19 protein-coding genes and 1 other RNA gene are annotated in these 19,914 nt (G+C 70.0%); 8 read left to right on the top strand and 12 right to left on the bottom strand.

The annotated features are described in order from the left end of the window. Positions 1 to 58: 58 nt before the first annotated feature. Positions 59 to 751 (bottom strand): MgtC/SapB family protein, encoded by a 693-nt coding sequence (locus D3A59_RS08205; protein WP_119154427.1) that lies wholly within the window; start codon positions 749 to 751, stop codon positions 59 to 61. Between the two features lie 146 nt (positions 752 to 897). Between D3A59_RS08205 and ffs the strand changes: the two genes are divergently transcribed. Together ffs and D3A59_RS08215 are read left to right on the top strand one after the other, a co-directional pair. Further along, positions 898 to 995, top strand: an RNA gene (gene ffs / locus D3A59_RS08210) — signal recognition particle sRNA small type. A gap of 223 nt (positions 996 to 1,218) precedes the next feature. Then, positions 1,219 to 1,518 carry a hypothetical protein gene (locus D3A59_RS08215; protein WP_119154428.1) on the top strand — a complete coding sequence of 100 codons (300 nt, stop codon included), beginning with the start codon at positions 1,219 to 1,221 and terminating at the stop codon, positions 1,516 to 1,518. Positions 1,519 to 1,541: 23 nt separating this feature from the next. Here D3A59_RS08215 and D3A59_RS08220 read toward each other — a convergent pair whose 3' ends face one another. After that, entirely contained in the window at positions 1,542 to 2,120 is a 579-nt protein-coding gene (locus D3A59_RS08220; protein WP_119154429.1) for a 5-formyltetrahydrofolate cyclo-ligase, read from the bottom strand. Between the two features lie 59 nt (positions 2,121 to 2,179). Then, complete coding sequence (locus D3A59_RS08225) at positions 2,180 to 4,462, bottom strand: HDOD domain-containing protein (RefSeq protein ID WP_170162322.1); 2,283 nt, start codon at positions 4,460 to 4,462, stop codon at positions 2,180 to 2,182. Positions 4,463 to 4,721: 259 nt separating this feature from the next. Between D3A59_RS08225 and trxA the strand changes: the two genes are divergently transcribed. The 5 genes from trxA to D3A59_RS08250 all read left to right on the top strand — a co-directional run bounded on the left by trxA (position 4,722) and on the right by D3A59_RS08250 (position 10,114). Continuing rightward, positions 4,722 to 5,051: a thioredoxin TrxA gene (gene trxA, locus D3A59_RS08230; protein WP_119154431.1), complete on the top strand. Its 330-nt coding sequence runs from the start codon at positions 4,722 to 4,724 to the stop codon at positions 5,049 to 5,051. A gap of 249 nt (positions 5,052 to 5,300) precedes the next feature. Next, positions 5,301 to 6,563, top strand: coding sequence for a transcription termination factor Rho (gene rho / locus D3A59_RS08235; RefSeq protein ID WP_119154432.1), 1,263 nt, complete (start codon positions 5,301 to 5,303; stop codon positions 6,561 to 6,563). 95 nt (positions 6,564 to 6,658) lie between these two features. Next, entirely contained in the window at positions 6,659 to 6,919 is a 261-nt protein-coding gene (locus D3A59_RS08240) for a type B 50S ribosomal protein L31 (protein WP_119154433.1), read from the top strand. A gap of 175 nt (positions 6,920 to 7,094) precedes the next feature. After that, entirely contained in the window at positions 7,095 to 8,756 is a 1,662-nt protein-coding gene (locus D3A59_RS08245) for a hypothetical protein (RefSeq protein WP_119154477.1), read from the top strand. Continuing rightward, positions 8,756 to 10,114 (top strand): MATE family efflux transporter, encoded by a 1,359-nt coding sequence (locus D3A59_RS08250; protein WP_119154434.1) that lies wholly within the window; start codon positions 8,756 to 8,758, stop codon positions 10,112 to 10,114. Before D3A59_RS08245 ends, D3A59_RS08250 begins: the two co-directional genes overlap by 1 nt. On the opposite strand, the gene phoR is transcribed toward D3A59_RS08250, so the two are convergent. The 7 genes from phoR to pstS form a co-directional block, all read right to left on the bottom strand. Beyond that, a complete protein-coding gene (gene phoR, locus D3A59_RS08255; RefSeq protein ID WP_119154435.1) occupies positions 10,069 to 11,445 on the bottom strand; it encodes a phosphate regulon sensor histidine kinase PhoR in 1,377 nt (458 codons plus the stop codon). The two genes, D3A59_RS08250 and phoR, sit on opposite strands and share 46 nt — an antisense overlap. A gap of 13 nt (positions 11,446 to 11,458) precedes the next feature. Continuing rightward, positions 11,459 to 12,163, bottom strand: a complete 705-nt coding sequence (phoB, locus tag D3A59_RS08260) for a phosphate regulon transcriptional regulator PhoB (RefSeq protein ID WP_119154436.1) — start codon at positions 12,161 to 12,163, stop codon at positions 11,459 to 11,461. 22 nt (positions 12,164 to 12,185) lie between these two features. After that, on the bottom strand, positions 12,186 to 12,887 hold the full coding sequence (gene phoU, locus D3A59_RS08265) for a phosphate signaling complex protein PhoU (RefSeq protein WP_119154437.1): 702 nt from the start codon (positions 12,885 to 12,887) through the stop codon (positions 12,186 to 12,188). A 48-nt stretch (positions 12,888 to 12,935) separates the two neighbouring features. Continuing rightward, positions 12,936 to 13,721: a phosphate ABC transporter ATP-binding protein PstB gene (gene pstB, locus D3A59_RS08270; protein ID WP_119154438.1), complete on the bottom strand. Its 786-nt coding sequence runs from the start codon at positions 13,719 to 13,721 to the stop codon at positions 12,936 to 12,938. Between the two features lie 23 nt (positions 13,722 to 13,744). Beyond that, a complete protein-coding gene (gene pstA / locus D3A59_RS08275) occupies positions 13,745 to 14,614 on the bottom strand; it encodes a phosphate ABC transporter permease PstA (protein ID WP_119154439.1) in 870 nt (289 codons plus the stop codon). Further along, entirely contained in the window at positions 14,611 to 15,588 is a 978-nt protein-coding gene (gene pstC / locus D3A59_RS08280; RefSeq protein WP_119154440.1) for a phosphate ABC transporter permease PstC, read from the bottom strand. The genes pstA and pstC overlap by 4 nt, the downstream gene beginning before the upstream one ends. Before the next feature lie 118 nt (positions 15,589 to 15,706). Continuing rightward, on the bottom strand, positions 15,707 to 16,744 hold the full coding sequence (pstS, locus tag D3A59_RS08285; RefSeq protein ID WP_119154441.1) for a phosphate ABC transporter substrate-binding protein PstS: 1,038 nt from the start codon (positions 16,742 to 16,744) through the stop codon (positions 15,707 to 15,709). 218 nt (positions 16,745 to 16,962) lie between these two features. Between pstS and D3A59_RS08290 the strand changes: the two genes are divergently transcribed. Then, positions 16,963 to 17,451: a fasciclin domain-containing protein gene (locus D3A59_RS08290; RefSeq protein ID WP_119154442.1), complete on the top strand. Its 489-nt coding sequence runs from the start codon at positions 16,963 to 16,965 to the stop codon at positions 17,449 to 17,451. A 241-nt stretch (positions 17,452 to 17,692) separates the two neighbouring features. Here D3A59_RS08290 and glmM read toward each other — a convergent pair whose 3' ends face one another. Together glmM and folP are read right to left on the bottom strand one after the other, a co-directional pair. Next, positions 17,693 to 19,024, bottom strand: a complete 1,332-nt coding sequence (glmM, locus tag D3A59_RS08295) for a phosphoglucosamine mutase (protein WP_119154443.1) — start codon at positions 19,022 to 19,024, stop codon at positions 17,693 to 17,695. Positions 19,025 to 19,034: 10 nt separating this feature from the next. Further along, a complete protein-coding gene (folP, locus tag D3A59_RS08300) occupies positions 19,035 to 19,895 on the bottom strand; it encodes a dihydropteroate synthase (protein WP_119154444.1) in 861 nt (286 codons plus the stop codon). Positions 19,896 to 19,914: the final 19 nt, after the last annotated feature.

The following is a 19,914-nucleotide window of genomic DNA, read 5'->3' on the forward strand; positions in this document are numbered from 1 at the left end:
CCTGATTCTACGGGCCGGGGGGTTTCCTGCCCGAAGCACCCTCCCGCGCCCCGCGGCGTCAGTCGCTGGCGGGCGTGATGCGGAAGGCGAGCACCTCGCGGGTGGCGGTGAGCGTGTTCGCGAGACGGCGCACGTTCTGCCCGTCGCGCGTGCGGATCATCATGCGGTACTCGAACACCGTGCCCTCGCTGTCAAGCCGGTAGCTCAGCTGCGCCACGGTGAAGCCGTGGCGCTCGAGCAGCGCGCGCAACTCCTCCTCGGGCATCACCGCGTCGCGCGCGAAACGCACCTGGTGGTGCGCGAACAGGTAGGCGGGGATGCGGTTCTCGATGATGCGGAACAGGCTCAACACGCCCAGCGTCAGCACCGTGGCAAGGCTTGCGGCAAAGAAGAAGCCCACGCCGAACAGCACGCCGATCGCCGAGGTGATCCAGATCGACGCCGCGGTGGTGAGTCCGCGCACCGACAGGCCCTCGCGGAAGATCACGCCCGCGCCGAGAAAGCCGATGCCGGTCATGATGCCCTGCGCCATGCGGGTCGGGTCGATGCTGAGGCTCTCGGAGGTGGTGGGCGCGAACCAGCGGGCCTGGTAGAGCGTGATCAGCATCAGCAGCGAGGAGGCCATGCAGACGAGCGTGTGCGTGCGGAATCCGGCCGGGCGGCCATGGAAGCTGCGTTCCATGCCGATCAAGGCGCCGGCCAGCGCGGCGCTTATCAGGTGAATCGTGATATCCGCATAAAGCTGCTGCATCGAGACTCCGTGTTGGCAGGGCCGTCCCGCGCCCCTTGCATACCATTCGACGCAAGATCCACGCCAGCACTGCACGGACCACTTCGGACGCAGATTCCCGCGACATCCGCAGCCCGGAGTCCCAAACCTCGCCTACAATGGGCGTTGACGGGCCTCCCCGCATGGAAGCGCGGCCAACCGGGTCAGGTCGGGAACGAAGCAGCCCCAACCGTTGTGACCAGTGCCGGGGTTAAGGCTCGTCAACCTCCGCTCGTGACGCATCAGCCGTTGCGGCAAGTCCTCCGCACCCCACCCGCCCTCCTCCGCGCCCGCTGCGCAGCGAGCCTGCACACGCCTTTTCCGTGCGCTGGCGCAGCGCCTGCGATCACGCGCATCCTTGCAGCACGCTGACCCGGAGTCGATACCAACCTCTACCTCCAGGCAAAAGCTGCTACTACATTCCCACAATTCAAAGAATCAGGGAAATCATGGACGGCGCCGTCGAGTTTTCCGGGCCGGTGCCGGTGGCGGAGGGCATGGCCTTCTGCGTGTCCGTGCCGGGCCGGCGGAAGTCCGTGGCGGTCGTCACGCGCGACTGCCTGGGCGTGGACGAAGGCACGGACGCCACGCTGATGCGGGCGGCCTTCCACCGGGTCGAGGAAGCGGTGCACGCCGCGGCGGCAAGTCTTGCGAGGCAGGGTGCGCCGACGCCGATCTTCATCGAGCGGCAGCACCTGCAGGCCGTCCAAGCCCACGCCGAGGACGAGTTGCCGGCACGATGTTCGTGACGGTCCCGCCGGGTGCGCCACACTCAGTCCCGGCGCTCCCACATCACGCCGTCCTCGGTCAGCACCGCATCGAGCACCACGTCCGAGGGCCGAGCCCGCAGCATCGGCAGGAAACCGTGCGAATAGCAAAGCCCCACCGTGTAGGGCCGGAGCCGCAGCGTGGCGAGCGAGCGCTCGTAGAAGCCGCCGCCGTAACCGAGCCTCACGCCGCCGGGACCGTAGCCGAGGGTCGGCACGAGCAGCAGCGCGGGCTCGAACGCCTCGGTGTCCCTGGGCTTCGGGATGTCGTAGGCGTCCAGCGCCATCGGGCAGCCGGGGTACCAGACATGGAAGCGCAGCGAACCCTGCTCGCGATCGGCCACCGGCAGGCCGATGCGCCGCTCCAGGCGGTCGACCGCGCCTTCGCTCCAGCGATAGAGCGCCGGCAGCGGATCGAACTCGCCCTTGATCGGCCAGTAGGCACCGATCGCCGTCTCGGGACGCGACACCAGCCACGCCCGCAGCACGCTCTGCAGCTCGACCGCCCGCTCGAGCCGGTCGGAAAGCGCCTGCCGGGCGGCGATCAACTTGTTGCGCAGGACGGCGCGATCAGCATTCTCCATGGCGGGATTCCGGAGTCAGTTTGTATCGAATTGTCGCCCCGCCGACCCCGCCGTGGGAATCAAGTGCCCGCGGCATCCGTTGCATCGAGCACGCTGCGCAGTAGTTCGTCCCGCAGGCTGCGCAGCAGGGACAGTTCGCGATCCGAGAAGCGCAGGCCGCCCGGCTCCGCCGCATCGACATAGAGCAGCCCGATCGGATGCGGCGGCATCTCGCCCGGCCGCATCAGGGGCAGCAGCAGGAAGGCCGGGCAGGCGAAATGCCGGCGATGCCAGTCCGGCAGGCGCGAGGCGATCGAAGTCACGCCTGCGTCCGCGATCAGCGTGTCGGCGCCGCGGGCACAGAGGGTCGCGAACACGTCATTGCCGTCCAGCGCGATCTGGAAGTGGGAATGGATCGACGCCGCGTCCGCGCCGAAACTGAAGCGGGCCAGGAGCCGCTTGCCGCCGGCCTCGCGCATCGCGATCACGACGTGCCGGCAGCCGATCGATCGCACGACGGCTTCGCCCGCGAGTTTCATCGCCTCGTCGCCGGTGTGCTGTCGTTTGCGCATCGCCTGCAGCTCGATCAGCGCACGCGAGAGCGGGTGCACCGGGGCGGGAGCAGGGGCCGCCTCCGCACTGGGGAGCGGTGCGGGGACGTCGGACACTTCGGCGACGCTGCCGTGCGCCTGCAGCGCCGACCATGCTTGGGCGCTGCTCACCCGCAGTGCGGCGCTGTAGCGTTCGATGCTGCTGCGCAGCAGCAGCTGGCGCTCGTGCGGCTCCGCGCCTCGATGCGTCTCGCTCAGTTCGTTGCCGAAGGAGGCGAGCAGGCGCAGCCAGTCGCCGCGCCGCTCGGGCGCCCGCAGCGCAGCCCCGAAGACGGGCCGCCGCAAGCCGTGCAGGAACGCGTCCGGCATGCCCCAGCTGCGCGCCACGCTGACCGTGATGTCCTCGAACGACAGGCCGAGCACCCGCAGCGTGGCCTCGGGCTCGGTGATGCGGCGCTCGCGCAGCAGCTCGCGCACCTGTGCCGCGGCCTCGGGCAGGAAATGGTGCACCAGGATGCGCCCGAGCTGCTGGAGCAGCGCGGTGATGGCGGCCTCCTCCTCCTCGCCGCGCGTGGGACTGAGCTGCGCGGCGATGCGCGCGCCCATGCGGGCGCGGCCATACTCCTCCCGAAGCGCGGCGGCATGGGCCGGATCGGGCAAGTCCTCGAGAGTGGCGAGCGAGCCCGCAAGGTTGCGCACCGCGACGACCCCCAGCAATGCCGACGCGCGCGAGACCTGCGTGACGGAGCCCCCGACCGAGCGGAAGCTCGCGGCATTGCCCATCTTCAGCAGCTTGAGCGTCAGCGCCATGTCCTCGAGCACGGCCTGCGTCAGCTCGTCGAGGTTGACCCGCTCGACGGAGCACAGCTGGCGCACGCGGCGCAAGGCCTCGCGCTGGGCAGGCAGGTCCGGCTGGAACTGGAGGCGCTGCATCAGCGCCCGCAGGGTTCCGCCGGCGCGGTCGTCGAGGGCCCCGTCGAGCAGCGCCGGCGTGAGCCAGTCCAGCAGATCCGCCCGCAGGGTGGCCGCGTCGGGACGGGCGGCGGGGTCCGGCGCCAGGGCACGCCGCACGATCTGCAGCAAGGCTGCGTCGACCGCCTCCGAATCCTCGGCCTCCGGCCATTCCAGCGGCCCGGATGTCAATCGCGCCAGTGCCTGCCCCGGAACCGACTCGTGCAGCACGGGGCGCCCGGTGAGCAACTCCCCCAGCACCAGCGCGAGGCAGAACAGGTCGGCGGGAGGGCCGCACTCGAGGCCCCGCGCCTGCTCCGGCGCGAGGTAGAGCGCCCCCGAGCGGCTCCTCGCGTCCGCCACGCCGGCGATCGGCCCGAGCGTGTAGTCGCACAGCAGCGGCCGCGCCGCCGCGTCGAGCAGCAGCCTCGAGGGACGCAGCCGCCCGTGCACCACGCCGGCCTCGTGCGAGTGCGCGAGCGCGTCCAGCACGCCGAGGGCGGTCTGAACCGCCTGCCGCGCCGGCATCGCCCCATGCTCGGCCACCCAGCTGTCCAGCGGGACGCCGGGGACGAACTCGGCGATCCGAAGCCATTGCCCCGGGGCAGTGTCGATCTCCAGCAGCGGGACGATGTTCGGATGGCGCAGCGCGAGCACGGGTGCTGCCGCCGCCGCCCAGGCGGCGGGCGTCGCGTCCGGCCAGGCTCGCCGGGCCTGCTGGCACAGCGCCACTTCGCGTGCGCTGCTGGCATCGAATGCGAGCCACCATCCCCCGCCCCCGGCGCTCTGGCCGAGACGACGGCGCAACTGGAAACGGCCCGCGACGGCAGCAGGTGTCGGAGTTTCGGGCGGAGCGGACACGGCGTTTTCTCGGCAAGGCAGGGAAGATCGGACATCCCCAGGAGGGTGCCGACGCATTCCAGCACGCGCCATCATGGGCCGATGCGTCGATCAGCGGGACAAAACGGGCTCAAAAACGCGATTCGCCGCCGTGCTCCGCACTATCCCTTTCATCGAAACGCCCTGTGCCGCCGCGATCGAGCGAGAGGGGCTCTTGTGTCAGAATCGACACGACATTTGTCGCGGGTTCCGCCCCGCGCGCTTCCCTGAGGATATTTCAATGAGCAGCGATCTGATCAAACACATCTCGGACGCGTCCTTCGACGCCGACGTGCTGCAGGCCGACCGGCCTGTGCTGGTGGACTACTGGGCCGAGTGGTGCGGTCCCTGCAAGATGATCGCGCCGATCCTCGACGAGGTCGCCAAGGACTACGACGGGCGCGTGCGGATCGCGAAGATGAACGTCGACGAGAACCGCGAGGTCCCTGCCAAGTTCGGCATCCGCGGCATCCCGACGCTGATGCTCTTCAAGGGCGGCCAGCTCGCCGCCACCAAGGTGGGGGCGCTGTCGAAGGCCCAGTTGACCGCCTTCCTCGACAGTCACCTATAATCAGCACCCAGAGCGCCGGATCCGGTTTCCCCAAGCAGCGGGTCCGGCGCTGCGAGATTCGCCACTGCGCCCGATGCCCGGCGCGCAGGGTCGGCACCAAACTCCTGCGCTTTTCGATTCGTTTGCGACGCGATTGACGCGGGTTTCCGCTCAGCGGCAGGCCTCCTGCCTCACTGTGCGGTCCACGACCATCCGATACTGGCTTTCGTCCTTGGCACAGCGACGGCCACCGACCCAGGGTGCTCACCCATGCAACTCTCAGAACTCAAGCTCCTGCACGTCTCGGAACTCATCAAGATGGCCGAGTCGCTGGAGATCGAGAACACCGGCCGCCTGCGCAAGCAGGAGCTGATGTTCGCGATCATGAAGAAGCGCGCCAAGCAGGGCGAGCAGATCTTCGGCGACGGCGTGCTCGAAGTGCTGCCCGACGGCTTCGGCTTCCTGCGCTCGCCCGAGACCAGCTACCTCGCGAGCACCGACGACATCTACCTGTCGCCGAGCCAGATCCGCCGCTTCAACCTGCACACCGGCGACGCGATCGAGGGCGAGGTGCGGGTCCCGAAGGACGGCGAGCGCTACTTCGCGCTCGTGAAGGTCGACCGCGTCAACGGCCTCACGCCCGAGGAGAGCAAGCACAAGATCATGTTCGAGAACCTGACCCCGCTGTTCCCGAAGGAACAGTTCAGGCTCGAACGCGACATCAAGGGCGACGAGAACATCACCAGTCGCATCATCGACCTGATCGCGCCGATCGGCAAAGGCCAGCGCGCGCTGCTGGTGGCGCCGCCCAAGTCGGGCAAGACGGTGATGATGCAGCACCTCGCGCACGCGATCACCGCGAACCATCCGGACGTCTACCTGATCGTGCTGCTCGTGGACGAGCGCCCCGAGGAAGTGACCGAGATGCAGCGCACGGTGCGCGGCGAGGTCATCAGCTCGACCTTCGACGAGCCGGCGCAGCGCCACGTGCAGGTCGCCGAGATGGTGATCGAGCGCGCCAAGCGCCTGGTGGAGCTCAGGAAGGACGTCGTGATCCTGCTCGACTCGATCACGCGCCTCGCGCGCGCCTACAACAACGTGCTGCCGTCCTCCGGCAAGGTGCTCACCGGCGGCGTGGACGCCAACGCGCTGCAGCGCCCCAAGCGCTTCTTCGGCGCGGCGCGCAACATCGAGGAAGGTGGCTCGCTGACCATCATCGGCACCGCGCTGATCGACACCGGCAGCCGCATGGACGAGGTGATCTACGAGGAGTTCAAGGGCACCGGCAACTGCGAGATCCACCTGGACCGCCGCATGGCCGAGAAGCGCGTCTACCCGTCGATCATGCTGAACAAGTCTGGCACGCGCCGCGAGGAGTTGCTGCTGCGCCCGGAGATCCTGCAGAAGACCTGGATCCTGCGCAAGCTGCTCTACCCGATGGACGAGATCGCGGCGATGGAGTTCATCCTCGACAAGATGAAGTCCACCAAGACCAACCACGACTTCTTCGACATGATGCGCCGCGGCGGCTGAGCCGCGGTCCGTCTATAATCCCGGGTTTTTACGCTTACCGGAAAGTGCTGCGCATAGGGCGCAGTGGCTCCCGGCGCATCGAGAAAAGCGCTCTCATGAAACAAGGCATCCACCCCAACTACCGCGACGTCTGCTTCCTGGACCAGTCCAACGGCTTCAAGTTCGTGACGCGCTCGTGCGCGCCGGCGCGCGAGATGATCAAGATGGAAGACGGCCGCGAGCTGCCGCTCTTCAAGCTGGAGACCTCCAGCGAGTCGCACCCCTTCTACACCGGCACGCAGAAGAGCGTGGACTCCCTGGGTGGCCGCGTCGAGAAGTTCCGCAACAAGTTCGCCCGCGTCGGCCTCAAGAAGTAACCCGCGGTCCGGACGGCGCCCCGAGCGCCCCGTCGAAAAGGCAGCCTGGCCCGAGCCAGCTGCTTTTTTTTTGCCTGCGCACTCCTGCGGCGCCCGGCTGTGCAAGACGCCGAATTGCTGCATGATCGGCGTCGCCGCACCGCCCTCCGTCCCTGCCCTGCCCCCTCCGCCCCACTTGAACCGCCCCTCGCCCGCCCTCGTCACCGAACGCGCCGCACAGCGCCTGCCGCGCCTCGCGCTGCTGCTGTTCTGCGCCGCCTACGTGCTTCCCGGCCTGTTCGGCCGCGATCCCTGGCGCAACGCCGACATCGCCGCCTTCGGCTTCATGCAACGCATCGCGACGGGCGCCACCGGGCTGCTCAGTCCCGCGATGGGCGGCCTGGGCGCGGAGGACGGGCTGTTTCCCTACTGGCTCGGCGCGCTGTTCATCCGGCTGCTCGGCGGCCTGCTCGATCCGGCGCTCGCGGCACGGCTGCCGTTCGCGCTGCTGCTCGCGGGCGTGCTGATGCTGACGTGGTACGCGTGCTATCACCTCGCGCGCACCGACGCCGCGCAGCCGGTGGCCTTCGCCTTCGGCGGCGAGCCCGCGCCCGCGGACTACGCGCGCGCCGTCGCCGACGGCTCGGTGCTCGCGCTGATCGCGACGCTCGGCCTGCTGCAACTCGGCCACGAGACGACGCCGGAGCTGCTGCAACTCTTCGGCACCGCGATGTTCCTCTACGCGCTGGCGGCGAGCCCCTTCCGCGGCGGGAAATCGCGGGTCGCGGTGCTGCTGGCGCTGCCGCTGCTGGCCGGCAGCGGGGCGCCCGCCATCGCGCAGGCGCTCGGCGCGGTCGGCCTGATCGTGTGCCTGCGCTCCAGCTACACGCCGGCGCAGCGCTTCGTGCCCTGGGTGCTCGCGGCCATGGTGCTCGCGGCCCTGCTCGCCACTGTCGTCGACCTGTGGCGCTGGCAGCTCGCCGCGCCCGAGGCGAGGCGGTTCGTCCGCCTGCTGCTGTGGTTCATCTGGCCGGCATGGGTGCTGGCCGTCTGGACGCTGTGGCGCTGGCGCCACCACCTGCTGCAGCGCCATATTGCGGTGCCATGGACGCTCGCGGCCGTGGCGATCGTCTCGTCGGCGCTGTCGGGCGGCTCGGACCGGGCGCTGCTGCTCGCGCTGCCGCCGCTCGCGGTGCTCGCCGCCTTCGCGCTGCCGACGCTGCGGCGCAGCGTCGCATCGGCCGTCGACTGGTTCTCGGTATTCTTCTTCAGCGTCTGCGCGCTCGCGATCTGGGTGATCTACCTGGCGATGCAGACCGGCGTGCCAGCCAAGCCTGCGGCCAACGTGGCGCGGCTGCTGCCCGGCTTCGAGCCCTCGTTCTCGGTGCTCGCGCTGCTGCTCGCGGCCCTCGGCACGCTCGCCTGGCTGGCGCTGGTGGGCTGGCGCGCAGGCCGCCATCGCGAGGCCCTGTGGCGCAGCCTGGTGCTGCCCGCCGGCGGCGTGGCGCTGTGCTGGCTGCTGCTGATGACGCTATGGTTGCCGGCGCTGGACTATGCGCGCAGCTACCGGGCACTGGTCGAGCGGCTTGCCGCCCACGTGCCGTCCGGCGCCTGCGTGCAGACCCGTGGCCTGTCGCTCGGACAGATCGCGGCGCTCGAGTACCACGGCGGCTGGCAGGTCCACGCCGGCTCGAGCGCGGTGCCGGAGCACTGCCCCTACCTGATGGTGCTCGGCCGGGCCGGCCGCGTGCCGCAGCCGGGAGAACGCTGGACGCTGGTCGGCCGCGAACGCCGGCCGGCCGAACGCAACGAGTTCACCTATGTCTTCCGCCGCGCCGGGGAGGCGGCGCCGCGCTGATGCAGCACCTTCGCCGCATTGCCCGCCACGCGGGCTCGATCCTGATCGGACAGCTTGCCACCATCGGCTTCGGCGTCGCGGACACGGTGATGACCGGGCGCTTCGCCTCCGAGGACCTCGCCGCGCTGTCGATCGGCGCGGCGCTCTACATCAGCCTATACGTCGGGCTCACCGGCGTCGTGCAGGCACTGATCCCGATCGTCGGCCACCACCACGGCGCCGACGAGCCCGAGCAGGTCGGGGAGACCTTCCGGCAGGCGGTGTACCTCGCGCTGCTCGTCGCGCTGCCCGGCATGGCGGCGATGCTGTGGTCCGGGCCGCTGCTGTCGCTGGCCCGCGCCACGCCCGAGGTGGCGCAGCGCGCCGGCGACTATCTCGGCTGGCTCGCCTGGGGCCTGCCGCTGGCGCTGCTGTTCCGCTGCTACAGCGGGCTCAACCAGGGCATCTCGCGGCCGCTGCTGGTGGCCTCGCTGCAGCTCGGCGCGCTGGCGCTGAAGGTGCCGCTCAACGCCTGGCTGATCTTCGGCGGCTGGGGCCTGCCGGCCTTCGGCGCGGTCGGTTGCGCGATGGCGACCGTGGCGATCAACGCGCTGCTGCTGCTGTTCGGGCTCGCGATGCTGCGGCGCCACCCGATCTACCGGCCCTTCCGGCTGTGGAGCGGCTGGCGCGGGCCGCGCTGGCACGAGCAGCGCGAGCTGCTGCGCCTGGGGCTGCCCACCGGCGCCAGCTACTTCATCGAGGTCACCGCCTTCACGATGATGGCGCTGTTCATCTCGCATTTCGGCACCGGGGCGCTGGCCGGCCACCAGATCGTCGCCAACGTCGCGAGCGTCGCCTACATGCTGCCGCTGTCGATCGCCGTCGCGACCTCGGCCACGGTGGCCCAGCTGCGCGGCGCCGGGCAGGCGGAGCAGGCGCGCAACGCCGGGTGGCAGGGGATCGGGCTCTCGCTCGCGCTGTCGGTGACGCTCGGGCTGCTGCTGTATGCGCTCAGGCAGCCGCTGGTGAGGATCTACACGCCGGACCCGGCGGTGCAGCAGGCGGCACTGCAGCTCTTCGTCTTCATCGCCGCCTACCAGCTCTTCGACGCGATGCAGGTCACGGCCGCCTTCGCGCTGCGCTCGTTCCGCGTCGCGCTGCTGCCGGCGCTGGCCTACGCGCTGTCGCTGTGGGGACTGGGCCTCGGCGGAGGCTACCTGCTCGCCTTCGACCTGCCCGGCGCCGTGCCGGCGGCGCTGCACGGCGCGCCCGGCTTCTGGCTGATGAATGCGCTCGCGCTCGGGCTGGTGGCGGCGCTGCTGGTTGCGCTGTATCAGCGCGTCTCGGCCGCGTCGCTGGCGGCGCGCGCCGCCGACTGAAGCTCGCCCGCCACGGCCTCGGGCGTGCGCACCCGCATCGCCGGGAAGACGAGGCGGAACAGCGAGCCCTTGCCCGGCTCGCTGTCGGCATGCAGCTCGCCGCCGTGGCGCTGCACCACGTGCTTGACGATCGACAGGCCGAGCCCGGTGCCGCCGGTCTCGCGCGAGCGGCTGCCGTCGACGCGGTAGAAGCGCTCGGTCAGGCGCGGCAGGTGCTCACGCGCGATGCCGATGCCGGTGTCGCGCACGGAGAACTCGCCGCTGCCGTCGGGCAGCAGCCGCCAGCCGATGCGGATCGTGCCGCCCGGCGGGGTGTAGCGGATCGCGTTGCTGACGAGGTTGGACCAGGCGCTGAGCAGCTCGCCCTCGGCTCCCGCGACCAGCATCGTGCCGCCGTCGCACTGCGTCTCGATGCGGTGGCGCTCCTGCGACAGGCCGCGCGCGTCGCCCTCGACCTGTGCCAGCAGCCGCGCCACCGGCACCCAGCGATCCGAGGGCGGCCGGGGGCTGCCCTCGAGTTGCGCCAGCGTCAGCAGGTCGGCCACCAGCGTCTGCATGCGCCGCGCCTGCTGGCCCATCAGGTCGAGCACGCGCTTGCGCTCGACCTCGGTGAGCGGCAGCGAGCTCATCGTCTCGATGAAGCCGGCCAGCACCGTCAGCGGCGTGCGGATCTCGTGCGAGACGTTGGCGACGAAGTCGCGGCGCATCGTGTCGGCGCGCTCGCGCTCGGTGATGTCCTGCGACAGCACGAGCGTCATGCCCTCGCCGTAGCGCTGGGCCAGCACCGACAGCGTGCCGCGGCCCTGCGGCCGCGGGAACACCACCGGCTCGTCGAAGTGGCCGCCCTGCAGGTAGGCCACGAAGGCCGGCGCGCGCACCAGGTTCGTCACCCGCTGCTGGCGGTCCCTCACCGGGTCGAGCCCGAAGTGCTCGGCCGCGGTGCGGTTGGCCCATTCGATCTGGTCGCTGGCGTCGAGCAGCAGCACGCCGTTGGGCGAGGCCTCGACGGCCGACAGGAACTGCGACAGGCGGTCGCGCTCCTGCTGCGCCCCCAGCTCGCGCTGGCGCAGCGCGCGCTCGATGCGGTAGCCGAGCTCGCCCCACATGCCGGTGGTGCGGGGCGCGGCCTGGCGCTGGGAGCCGCGCAGCCAGGCCACCAGCCGGTAGGCGCGCAGCGTGTCGAAGAAGCCCAGCAGCGCGCCGAGCCCGCCCGCGCCGACGATGGCGCCGAGCAGCGGGGCATCGAGCAGCTGACCCAGCCAGGCGCCGAGGCTTGCGCCGAGCAGCCCGCACAACAACGCCGCGAGGATGCGGGGCAGCAGCCAGCTCATGCCGTCGCCGCGCTCAGGCCGCCGCCGCGGGCTGCTGCTGCGCGCTCAGGCGGTAGCCGGCACCTCGCACCGTCTCGATCATCTGCGAGCACTGGGCCGGCGCCAGCGCCTCGCGCAAGCGCTTGACGTGCACGTCCACCGTGCGCTCCTCGATGAAGACGTGGTCTCCCCAGACGCGGTCGAGCAGCTGCGCGCGGCTGTGCACGCGCTCCGGGTGCGTCATGAAGAAGTGCAGCAGCCGGAACTCGGTCGGGCCGACCTTGACCTCGATGTCGCCGCGCGAGACGCGCCGCGTGGCCGGGTCGAGCCGCAGCGGCCCGACCTGCACCGCCGAGTCGAGCGCCTCGGGTGCCTTGCGGCGCAGCACGGCGCGGATGCGCGCCATCAGCTCGTTCGGCGAGAAGGGCTTGGTCAGGTAGTCGTCGGCCCCGGCATCGAGCCCGGCCACCTTGTCGGGCTCGTCGCCGCGCGCGGTCAGCATGATGATCGGCAGCTCGCGCGTGCGGGTCTCGGTGCGCCAGCGCTTGGCGAGCGCGAGGCCGCTCGAGCCCGGCAGCATCCAGTCCAGCAGCACCAGGTCGGGCAGCACCCGGTCGACCTCGGCGATCGCGCGGGCCGCGTCCGGCGCCACCGTGACCTCGTATCCCGCATGGCGCAGGTTCAGCGCGACCAGCTCCGCGATCGCGCTCTCGTCCTCGACCACCAGCACTCGGCTCATCGTGCAGCTCCTGCCCGGGCGTTCACTTGATGTAGGACTCGACGTTGGCCATCGGCAGGTGGCGCACGTCGGCGCCCTTGACGATGTAGATGATCTGCTCGGCGAGGTTCTTCGCGTGGTCGCCGACGCGCTCGATCGCCTTCGCGACGAACACCAGGTCGATCGACGCGGAGATGGTGCGCGGGTCCTCCATCATGTAGGTGATGAGCATGCGCATCAGGCCGTCGAACTCCTGGTCGATCTGGTCGTCCTGCTTCATCACCTCGAGCGCCTTGTTCACGTCGAGCCGCGCGAAGGCGTCGAGCGCCTTGCGCAACTGCTCGATCGCGAGGTTGCCCTCGAAGGACACGTCCGACACCGGCAGCCGGGTGGACACGCCGGTGCTGATCAGGCGCAACACGGTGCGCGCGATGCGCGCGGCCTCGTCGCCGACGCGCTCGAGGTTGTTGATCGTCTTGGAGATCGCGATCAGCAGCCGCAGGTCGCGCGCGGTGGGCTGGCGGCGGGCGATGATCGTCGAGAGCGCGCGATCGATGTCGATCTCCATCGCGTTGACCCGCTCCTCCTCCGCGATCACTTGGTTGGCGGCCTCGCCGCTGAACTGCGTCAGCGCGTACAGCGCCTGCGCCACCTGGGACTCGACCAGCCCGCCCATCTCGAGCACGCGGGTGGAGATGCCGCTGAGTTCGGCGTCAAACTGGGTGGAAAGGTGCTTGTCGCTCATGGGGGGCTCCGATGGGAAGGTGGGGACGAAGGGCTGACAACCGCATCATCAGCCGAAACGGCCGGTGATGTAGTCCTCGGTGTCCTTCTTCTTCGGCTTCATGAACAGGTCGGAGGTCGGCCCGAACTCGATCAGGTCGCCCAGGTACATGTAGGCGGTGTAGTCCGAGCAGCGCGCGGCCTGCTGCATGTTGTGCGTGACGATCACCACCGTGTAGTCCTGCTTGAGCTCGCCGATCAGCTCCTCGATCTTGCCGGTGGAGATCGGGTCGAGCGCCGAGCAGGGCTCGTCGAGCAGCAGCACCTCGGGCTTGATCGCGATGCCGCGCGCGATGCACAGGCGCTGCTGCTGGCCGCCGGACAGGCCCGAGCCGCTCTGGTTGAGCTTGTCCTTGACCTCGTTCCACAGCGCGGCCTTCCTCAGCGCCCACTCCACCCGCTCGTCCATCTCGACGCGCGGCAGCGTCTCGAACAGCCGCACGCCGAAGGCGATGTTGTCGTAGATCGACATCGGGAAGGGCGTGGGCTTCTGGAAGACCATGCCGACCTTGGCGCGGATCAGCGACACGTCGAGCTTGCTCTTGAGGATGTCCTCGCCGTCGAGCAGGATCTGCCCCTCGGCGCGCTGCTCCGGGTAGAGCTCGAACATGCGGTTGAAGGTGCGCAGCAGCGTCGACTTGCCGCAGCCCGAAGGGCCGATGAAGGCGGTGACCTTCTTCTCCGGGATGTCGAGGCTGATGTGCTTGAGCGCGTGGAAGCTGCCGTAGTAGAAGTTGAGGTCACGCACCGACAGCTTCTGCTTTACCACGGGGCTCGATTCGACTTTCGTGTCCATCTCTGTCAGACCTTTTCTCGATCTCAATGTTTCTTGCGGAACAGCACGCGCGCCAGGATGTTGAGCGCGAGCACGCCCAGCGTGATCAGGAACACGCCCGCCCAGGCCAGCTTCTGCCAGTTCTCGTAGGGGCTCATCGCGAACTTGAAGATCGTCACCGGCAGGCTCGCCATCGGCTCGGAAAGGCTCGTGGTCCAGAACTGATTGGACAGCGCCGTGAACAGCAGCGGCGCGGTCTCGCCCGAGATGCGCGCGATCGCGAGCAGCACGCCGGTCACGACGCCGGCACGCGCGGCCTTGAGCGTGATCGTCGAGATCACCTTCCACTTCGGCGTGCCGAGCGCGTAGGCGGCCTCGCGCAGCGCGTTGGGCACCAGGCTCAGCATGTTCTCGGTGGTGCGGATCACGACCGGGATGACGATCAGCGCCAGCGCCAGCACGCCGGCCCAGCCCGAGAAGGACTTCACCTGCGCGACGACGACCGCGTAGATGAACAGGCCGATCACGATCGACGGCGCCGACAGCAGGATGTCGTTGATGAAGCGCGTGGCGCTGCCGAGCCAGCTGCGCTGGCCGTACTCGGAGAGGTAGATGCCGGCGAGGATGCCGATCGGCGTGCCGATCAGCGTCGCGAGCGTCACCATCAGCAGCGAGCCGAAGATCGCGTTGGCCAGGCCTCCGATGTCCTCCTGGGGCGGCGGCGTCATCTCGGTGAAGAGATGCAGCGTGATGCCCCCGATGCCGAGGCGCACCGTCTCGAACAGGATCCACAGCAGCCAGAACACGCCGAAGGCCATCGCCGCGAGGGACAGCGTCAGCGCGACCGCGTTGACGCTCTTGCGGCGGCGGTGCTTGGCCATGCGGCCGTCATGGTTTGCGGAGAGGAGACTCATGAGCGCGCGCCCTCGCCTTTCTTGAGGCGCGCCAGCAGCACCTTGGAGGCCGCCAGCACGCAGAAGGTGATGAAGAACAGCACCAGGCCGAGGTAGATCAGCGATGCCTGGTGCAGGCCCTCGCCGGCCTCGGCGAACTCGTTGGCCAGCGCCGACGTGATGCTGTTGGCCGGCTCGAACAGCGACAGCGAGTCGAGCTGGTTCATGTTGCCGATCACGAAGGTGACCGCCATCGTCTCGCCGAGCGCGCGGCCGAGGCCGAGCATGATGCCGCCGACGACACCTGTCTTGGTGTAGGGCAGCACGACGCGGTAGACCACCTCCCAGGTGGTCGAGCCCAGGCCGTAGGCCGACTCCTTGAGCATCGGCGGCGTCACCTCGAACACGTCGCGCATCACCGACGAGATGAAGGGGATGACCATGATCGCGAGGATGATGCCGGCCGACAGGATGCCGATGCCCACCGGCGGGCCCTGCACCAGTGCGCCGAGGTAGGGCACGCCGCCGAGCAGCGACTGCAGCGGCTGCTGCACGTAGGTCGCGAGCAGGGGGCCGAACACGAGCAGGCCCCACATGCCGTAGACGATCGAGGGCACCGCGGCGAGCAATTCGACCGCGATGCCGAGCGGGCGGCGCAGCCAGTTGGGCGACAGCTCCGTCAGGAACAGCGCGATGCCGAAGCTCACCGGCACGGCGATGATCAGCGCGATGATCGAGGTCGCCAGCGTGCCGTAGATCATCACCAGGCCGCCGTAGCTGTCCTGCACAGGGTCCCACTCGCTGCGCCACAGGAAGCTGAGGCCGTACTCGCGGATGGCCGGCATCGCGCCATGGACCAGCGAGCCGATGATGGCGACGAGCAGCAGCAGCGTCAGCAGCGCTGCGCCATGGGCGAGCACGGAGAACAGCGTGTCCGCCCAGGGCGAAGCACGGCGCGCCACAGGCGGCTCGCCGCGCGGTTCGGAACGTTCCATTTCCTTGGAGGTCTTGTATTGGGAGGCAGGAAGTGTAGCGGCCACGCGATTTCTCTCCGATGCTCAAAGAAACGGGGGCGTATGAAACGCCCCCGGCCGGCTGGATCTCAGGTGACGATCACTTGAGCGCTACGGCCTTGCCGCTCGCATCCTTGATCTCGCCCCACTGCTTGCGCACCAGGCCCTTCACGGCGTCGGGCAGCGGCACGTACTCGAGCTCGGCCGCGGTCTTGTCGCCGTTGGCATAGGCCCAGTCGAAGAACTTCAGCGCGGCCGTCGCCTGCGCCGGCTTGTCCTGCGCCTTGTGCATCATGATGAAGGTCGCGCCGGTGATCGGCCACGCGTCCTTGCCCGGCTGCTCGGTCAGGATCTGGTAGAAGCTCTTGCTCCAGTCGGCGCCTGCCGCCGCCGCCTTGAAGTTCGTGTCCTCGGGGGCCACGAAGTTGCCGTCGCGGTTGCGCAGCAGCACGTGCGACATCTTGTTCTGCTTGGCGTAGGCGTACTCGACGTAACCGATCGAGTTCGGCAGGCGCATCACGAAGGCCGACACGCCCTCGTTGCCCTTGCCGCCGGCGCCGGTCGGCCACTTGACGGCGGTGCCCTCGCCCACCTTCGACTTCCACTCGGCGTTCACCTTCGAGAGGTAGTTCGTGAAGATGAAGCTGGTGCCCGAGCCGTCGGCGCGGCGCACCACGGCGATCTGCGCGTCCGGCAGCGGCACGCCCGGGTTCAGCGCGGTCAGCGCCGGGTCGTTCCACTTGGTGATCTTGCCCAGGTAGATGTCGCCCAGCACCTGGCCGTTCATGCGGACCTGACCCGGGGCGATGCCCTTGATGTTGACCACCGGCACGACGCCGCCGATCACGGTCGGGAACTGGATCAGGCCGTCCTGCGCCAGCTCCTCGTCCTTCAGCGGCATGTCGGACGCGCCGAAGTCCACCGTCTTCGAGCGGATCTGCTTCAGGCCTGCGCCCGAGCCGACCGACTGGTAATTGATGCGCACGCCCGTGGCCTTGTTGTAGGCGTCGGCCCACTTGGCATACACCGGCGCCGGGAAGGTCGCGCCGGCACCCGTCACATCCTGAGCGCCCGCCGCGGAGGCCAGCCCCGCGAAAGCCAGGACGGCGAGACCGGAACGCATCGAGAACGATTTCATGTTGGCACCTTTCATCAGGAAAACGGATATGCAACGGCGTCGCACTGTAGGCATGCTTTGTGACGCGTATGTGACAGCAAATGACAGGCCTTGCCGGCGGAGAAGCGAGATGACGGCGCTGTCACGAATGCTTCACCGATTCGTCACATCCGGTTCCTAGGCTGCCGGGGTGCCGCGGACTCGCGCCGAGCGCGGCGAAACCCTCTCACGGAGCCTCCATGAAGAAACAGTTCCCGATGCTCGCCGCCACGCTGCTGCTGGCCGCCCTGGCCGGCTGCGCGACCCCTCAGTCCCAGCCGAAGACGGTGGCCGACACCGCCGCGGCCCACCCGCAACTCGCGACGCTGTCGCGCCTGCTCGACCAGGCCGGGCTGGCGCCGACGCTGCGCGGGTCGGGCCCCTACACGGTGTTCGCGCCGAGCGACGAGGCCTTCCGCGCGCTGCCCGCAGCCGAGCTGCAGGCGCTGGCCGGCGATCGCGAGCGTCTCAAGGAACTGCTGAGCTATCACGTGCTCCCGACCCGCACCGCATCGAGCGAGGTGGGTGTCGGCAGCGCCAAGACGGTGCAGGGTGGCGAGGTCGCGCTGTCGCGCGCCGGCAGCTTCGTGACCGTCGAGGATGCGATGGTGACGCAAGCGGACGTGGCCGCCGCCAACGGCGTGGTGCACGTGATCGACCGCGTGCTGATGCCGCCGAAGAAGAAGTGAAGCGCGTGCGCTCCTTGCGGCGCGCACGGCTGCGGGGTGCCGGCCGGCCGGCACTCGGCCCGTTTTTTCGATTCCCGGTCTTCAGCCGGGGGAAAACGGGCAGCAGGCGCCGGGACGGGACACGGGGCGCATGCGCCCCCTGCTCGCGCGCGGGGCGGCCTGGACACGGGGCCTGAACGAGCCGACGGCCCTGCCGGGCAGCCCGGCAGGCGGCTCCTGCCGCCGGCGCTCCCCGGCAGGCTCAGTCGCGCAGCGTCGCGGCGAGCCGCTCTGCGCAGCGGCGCGCCTGCCCGGCGTCGCGCGCCTCGACCATCACGCGCACCAGCGGCTCGGTGCCGGAGGGCCGGATCAGCACGCGGCCCTGGTTGCCGAGTTCGGCGACCACGGCCTCCTGCTCGGCTGCCAGGCGCGGGTTGTCGCGCCAGTTCTGGCCCGGCTGCAGGCGCACGTTGACCAGCACCTGCGGGAACAGCGTCACGTCCTCGAGCAGCTCGGCCAGCGTGCGGCCCGAGCGGATCACCGCCTGCAGCGCCTGCAGCGCGCTGACGATGCCGTCGCCGGTGGTGTGGCGGTCGAGCACCAGCAGGTGGCCCGAGCCCTCGCCGCCGAGCTGCCAGCCGCGCGCGACCAGCTCCTCCAGCACGTAGCGGTCGCCCACCTTCGCGCGCACCAGCTCGACGTCCCGCGCCTTGAGCGCGAGCTCCACCGCCATGTTCGTCATCAGCGTGCCGACTGCCCCGGGCACCCGCTCGCCCTGCGCGAGGCGGTCCACCGCCAGCACGTAGAGCAGCTCGTCGCCGTTGTAGAGCCGGCCGTCGCGGTCCACCAGCTGCAGCCGGTCGGCGTCGCCGTCGAGCGCGATGCCGTAGTCCGCCCCCTGCGCCCGCACCGCGTCGACCAGCGCCTGCGGGTGCGTGGCGCCGCAATCCTCGTTGATGTTCACGCCGTCAGGCGCGCAGCCGATCGCGTGCACCTCGGCGCCGAGCTCGTGGAAGACGTTGGGCGCGACCTGGTAGGCCGCACCGTGGGCGGCATCGATGACCACCTTCAGGCCCTTCAGCGACAGCTCGCCGCCGACGGTGCTCTTGCAGAACTCGATGTAGCGGCCCTGCGCGTCCTCGAGCCGGCGCGCCTTGCCCAGCGTCGCGGAGTCCGCCCACTGCGGCGGCTGCTCGAGCGCGGCCTCGACCGCCTCCTCCCACTCGTCGGGGAGCTTCTCGCCGCGGGCCGAGAAGAACTTGATGCCGTTGTCGCCGAAGGGGTTGTGCGAGGCGCTGATCACCACGCCGAGGTCGCGCCGCAGCGCGCGCGTCAGGTAGGCGACGCCCGGCGTCGGCAGCGGACCGCACAGCAGCACGTCGACGCCCGCCGAGGCGAAGCCCGCCTCCAGCGCCGATTCGAGCATGTAGCCCGAGATGCGCGTGTCCTTGCCGATCAGTACCGTCGGCCTCGCCTCGCTGCGCTTGAGCACCCGGCCCACCGCGTGGCCGAGGCGCAGCATGAAGTCCGGGGTGATCGGCGCCTGGCCGACCGTGCCGCGAATGCCGTCCGTGCCGAAATACTGCCTGCCCATCAACTACTCCTCAATGTCCTGGGGTTGCCGGGGATTGTCTCAGCCCCGGCAGGCCTGCCGCCCCCCACACTCGCAGGGCGTCGACGGTCATCGCGACATCGTGCACGCGCACGACGCGCGCGCCGTGCAGCACCGCGGCCAGTGCCGCCGCGACGCTGGCCGTCTGCCGCTCGTCCACCGGCCGCCCGGTGACCGCTCCCAGCGAGGACTTGCGCGACCAGCCGGCGAGCAGCGGATATCCCAGCCCGAGCAGCTCGCGCTGCCGGGCCAGCAGCTCGTAGTTGTGGGCCACCGTCTTGCCGAAGCCGATGCCCGGGTCCAGCACGATGCGGCTCGCCGTGACGCCCCGCGCCTGCAGGGCCCGGGCATGCTCCGAAAGGAAGGCCCCGACCTCTGCGACGACGTCCCCGTAGGCCGGAGACGCCTGCATCGAGCGCGGCTCGCCCTGCATGTGCATGAGGCAGACGCCGCAGCGCGGATGGGCCGCCACCGCGTCCACGGCACCCGGCGCCCGCAGCGCGAAGATGTCGTTGACGATGTCCGCGCCGAGCTCGAGCGCCGCGCGCATCACCTCCGGCTTGTAGGTATCGACCGAGACCGGCACGCCGAGCCGCACCGCCTCGCGCAGCACCGGCAGCACGCGCGCGAGTTCGTCATCCAGCGGCAGCGGCGGCGCGCCGGGCCGGCTCGATTCGCCGCCGATGTCCAGGATGTCGGCGCCCTCGCGCAGCAGTTGCTCGCAGTGCGCGAGCGCGCCGCGCGCATCGGCGTGCGTGCCGCCGTCGGAGAAGGAGTCGGGGGTGACGTTGACGATGCCCATCACCTTCGGCTGGCTCAGGTCGATCTCGAAGCGGGTGGTGGTCCAGTGCATGCGGCGTGAGGCCTTCAGG

This window comes from Caldimonas tepidiphila (assembly GCF_003569765.1).
Lineage (GTDB): Bacteria > Pseudomonadota > Gammaproteobacteria > Burkholderiales > Burkholderiaceae_C > Caldimonas > Caldimonas tepidiphila.

Excerpts from the sequence above, each read along its gene's own strand:
- phoB (WP_119154436.1), bottom strand. The coding sequence starts at position 12,163 with ATGAGCCGAGTGCTGGTGGTCGAGGACGAGAGCGCGATCGCGGAGCTG.
- folP (WP_119154444.1), bottom strand. The coding sequence starts at position 19,895 with ATGCACTGGACCACCACCCGCTTCGAGATCGACCTGAGCCAGCCGAAG.
- phoR (WP_119154435.1), bottom strand. The coding sequence starts at position 11,445 with ATGAGCTGGCTGCTGCCCCGCATCCTCGCGGCGTTGTTGTGCGGGCTG.
- pstA (WP_119154439.1), bottom strand. The coding sequence starts at position 14,614 with ATGAGTCTCCTCTCCGCAAACCATGACGGCCGCATGGCCAAGCACCGC.
- trxA (WP_119154431.1), top strand. The coding sequence starts at position 4,722 with ATGAGCAGCGATCTGATCAAACACATCTCGGACGCGTCCTTCGACGCC.
- pstC (WP_119154440.1), bottom strand. The coding sequence starts at position 15,588 with ATGGAACGTTCCGAACCGCGCGGCGAGCCGCCTGTGGCGCGCCGTGCT.
- glmM (WP_119154443.1), bottom strand. The coding sequence starts at position 19,024 with ATGGGCAGGCAGTATTTCGGCACGGACGGCATTCGCGGCACGGTCGGC.
- D3A59_RS08220 (WP_119154429.1), bottom strand. The coding sequence starts at position 2,120 with ATGGAGAATGCTGATCGCGCCGTCCTGCGCAACAAGTTGATCGCCGCC.
- rho (WP_119154432.1), top strand. The coding sequence starts at position 5,301 with ATGCAACTCTCAGAACTCAAGCTCCTGCACGTCTCGGAACTCATCAAG.
- D3A59_RS08205 (WP_119154427.1), bottom strand. The coding sequence starts at position 751 with ATGCAGCAGCTTTATGCGGATATCACGATTCACCTGATAAGCGCCGCG.
- D3A59_RS08240 (WP_119154433.1), top strand. The coding sequence starts at position 6,659 with ATGAAACAAGGCATCCACCCCAACTACCGCGACGTCTGCTTCCTGGAC.
- D3A59_RS08290 (WP_119154442.1), top strand. The coding sequence starts at position 16,963 with ATGAAGAAACAGTTCCCGATGCTCGCCGCCACGCTGCTGCTGGCCGCC.
- D3A59_RS08215 (WP_119154428.1), top strand. The coding sequence starts at position 1,219 with ATGGACGGCGCCGTCGAGTTTTCCGGGCCGGTGCCGGTGGCGGAGGGC.
- pstB (WP_119154438.1), bottom strand. The coding sequence starts at position 13,721 with ATGGACACGAAAGTCGAATCGAGCCCCGTGGTAAAGCAGAAGCTGTCG.
- D3A59_RS08250 (WP_119154434.1), top strand. The coding sequence starts at position 8,756 with ATGCAGCACCTTCGCCGCATTGCCCGCCACGCGGGCTCGATCCTGATC.
- phoU (WP_119154437.1), bottom strand. The coding sequence starts at position 12,887 with ATGAGCGACAAGCACCTTTCCACCCAGTTTGACGCCGAACTCAGCGGC.
- pstS (WP_119154441.1), bottom strand. The coding sequence starts at position 16,744 with ATGAAATCGTTCTCGATGCGTTCCGGTCTCGCCGTCCTGGCTTTCGCG.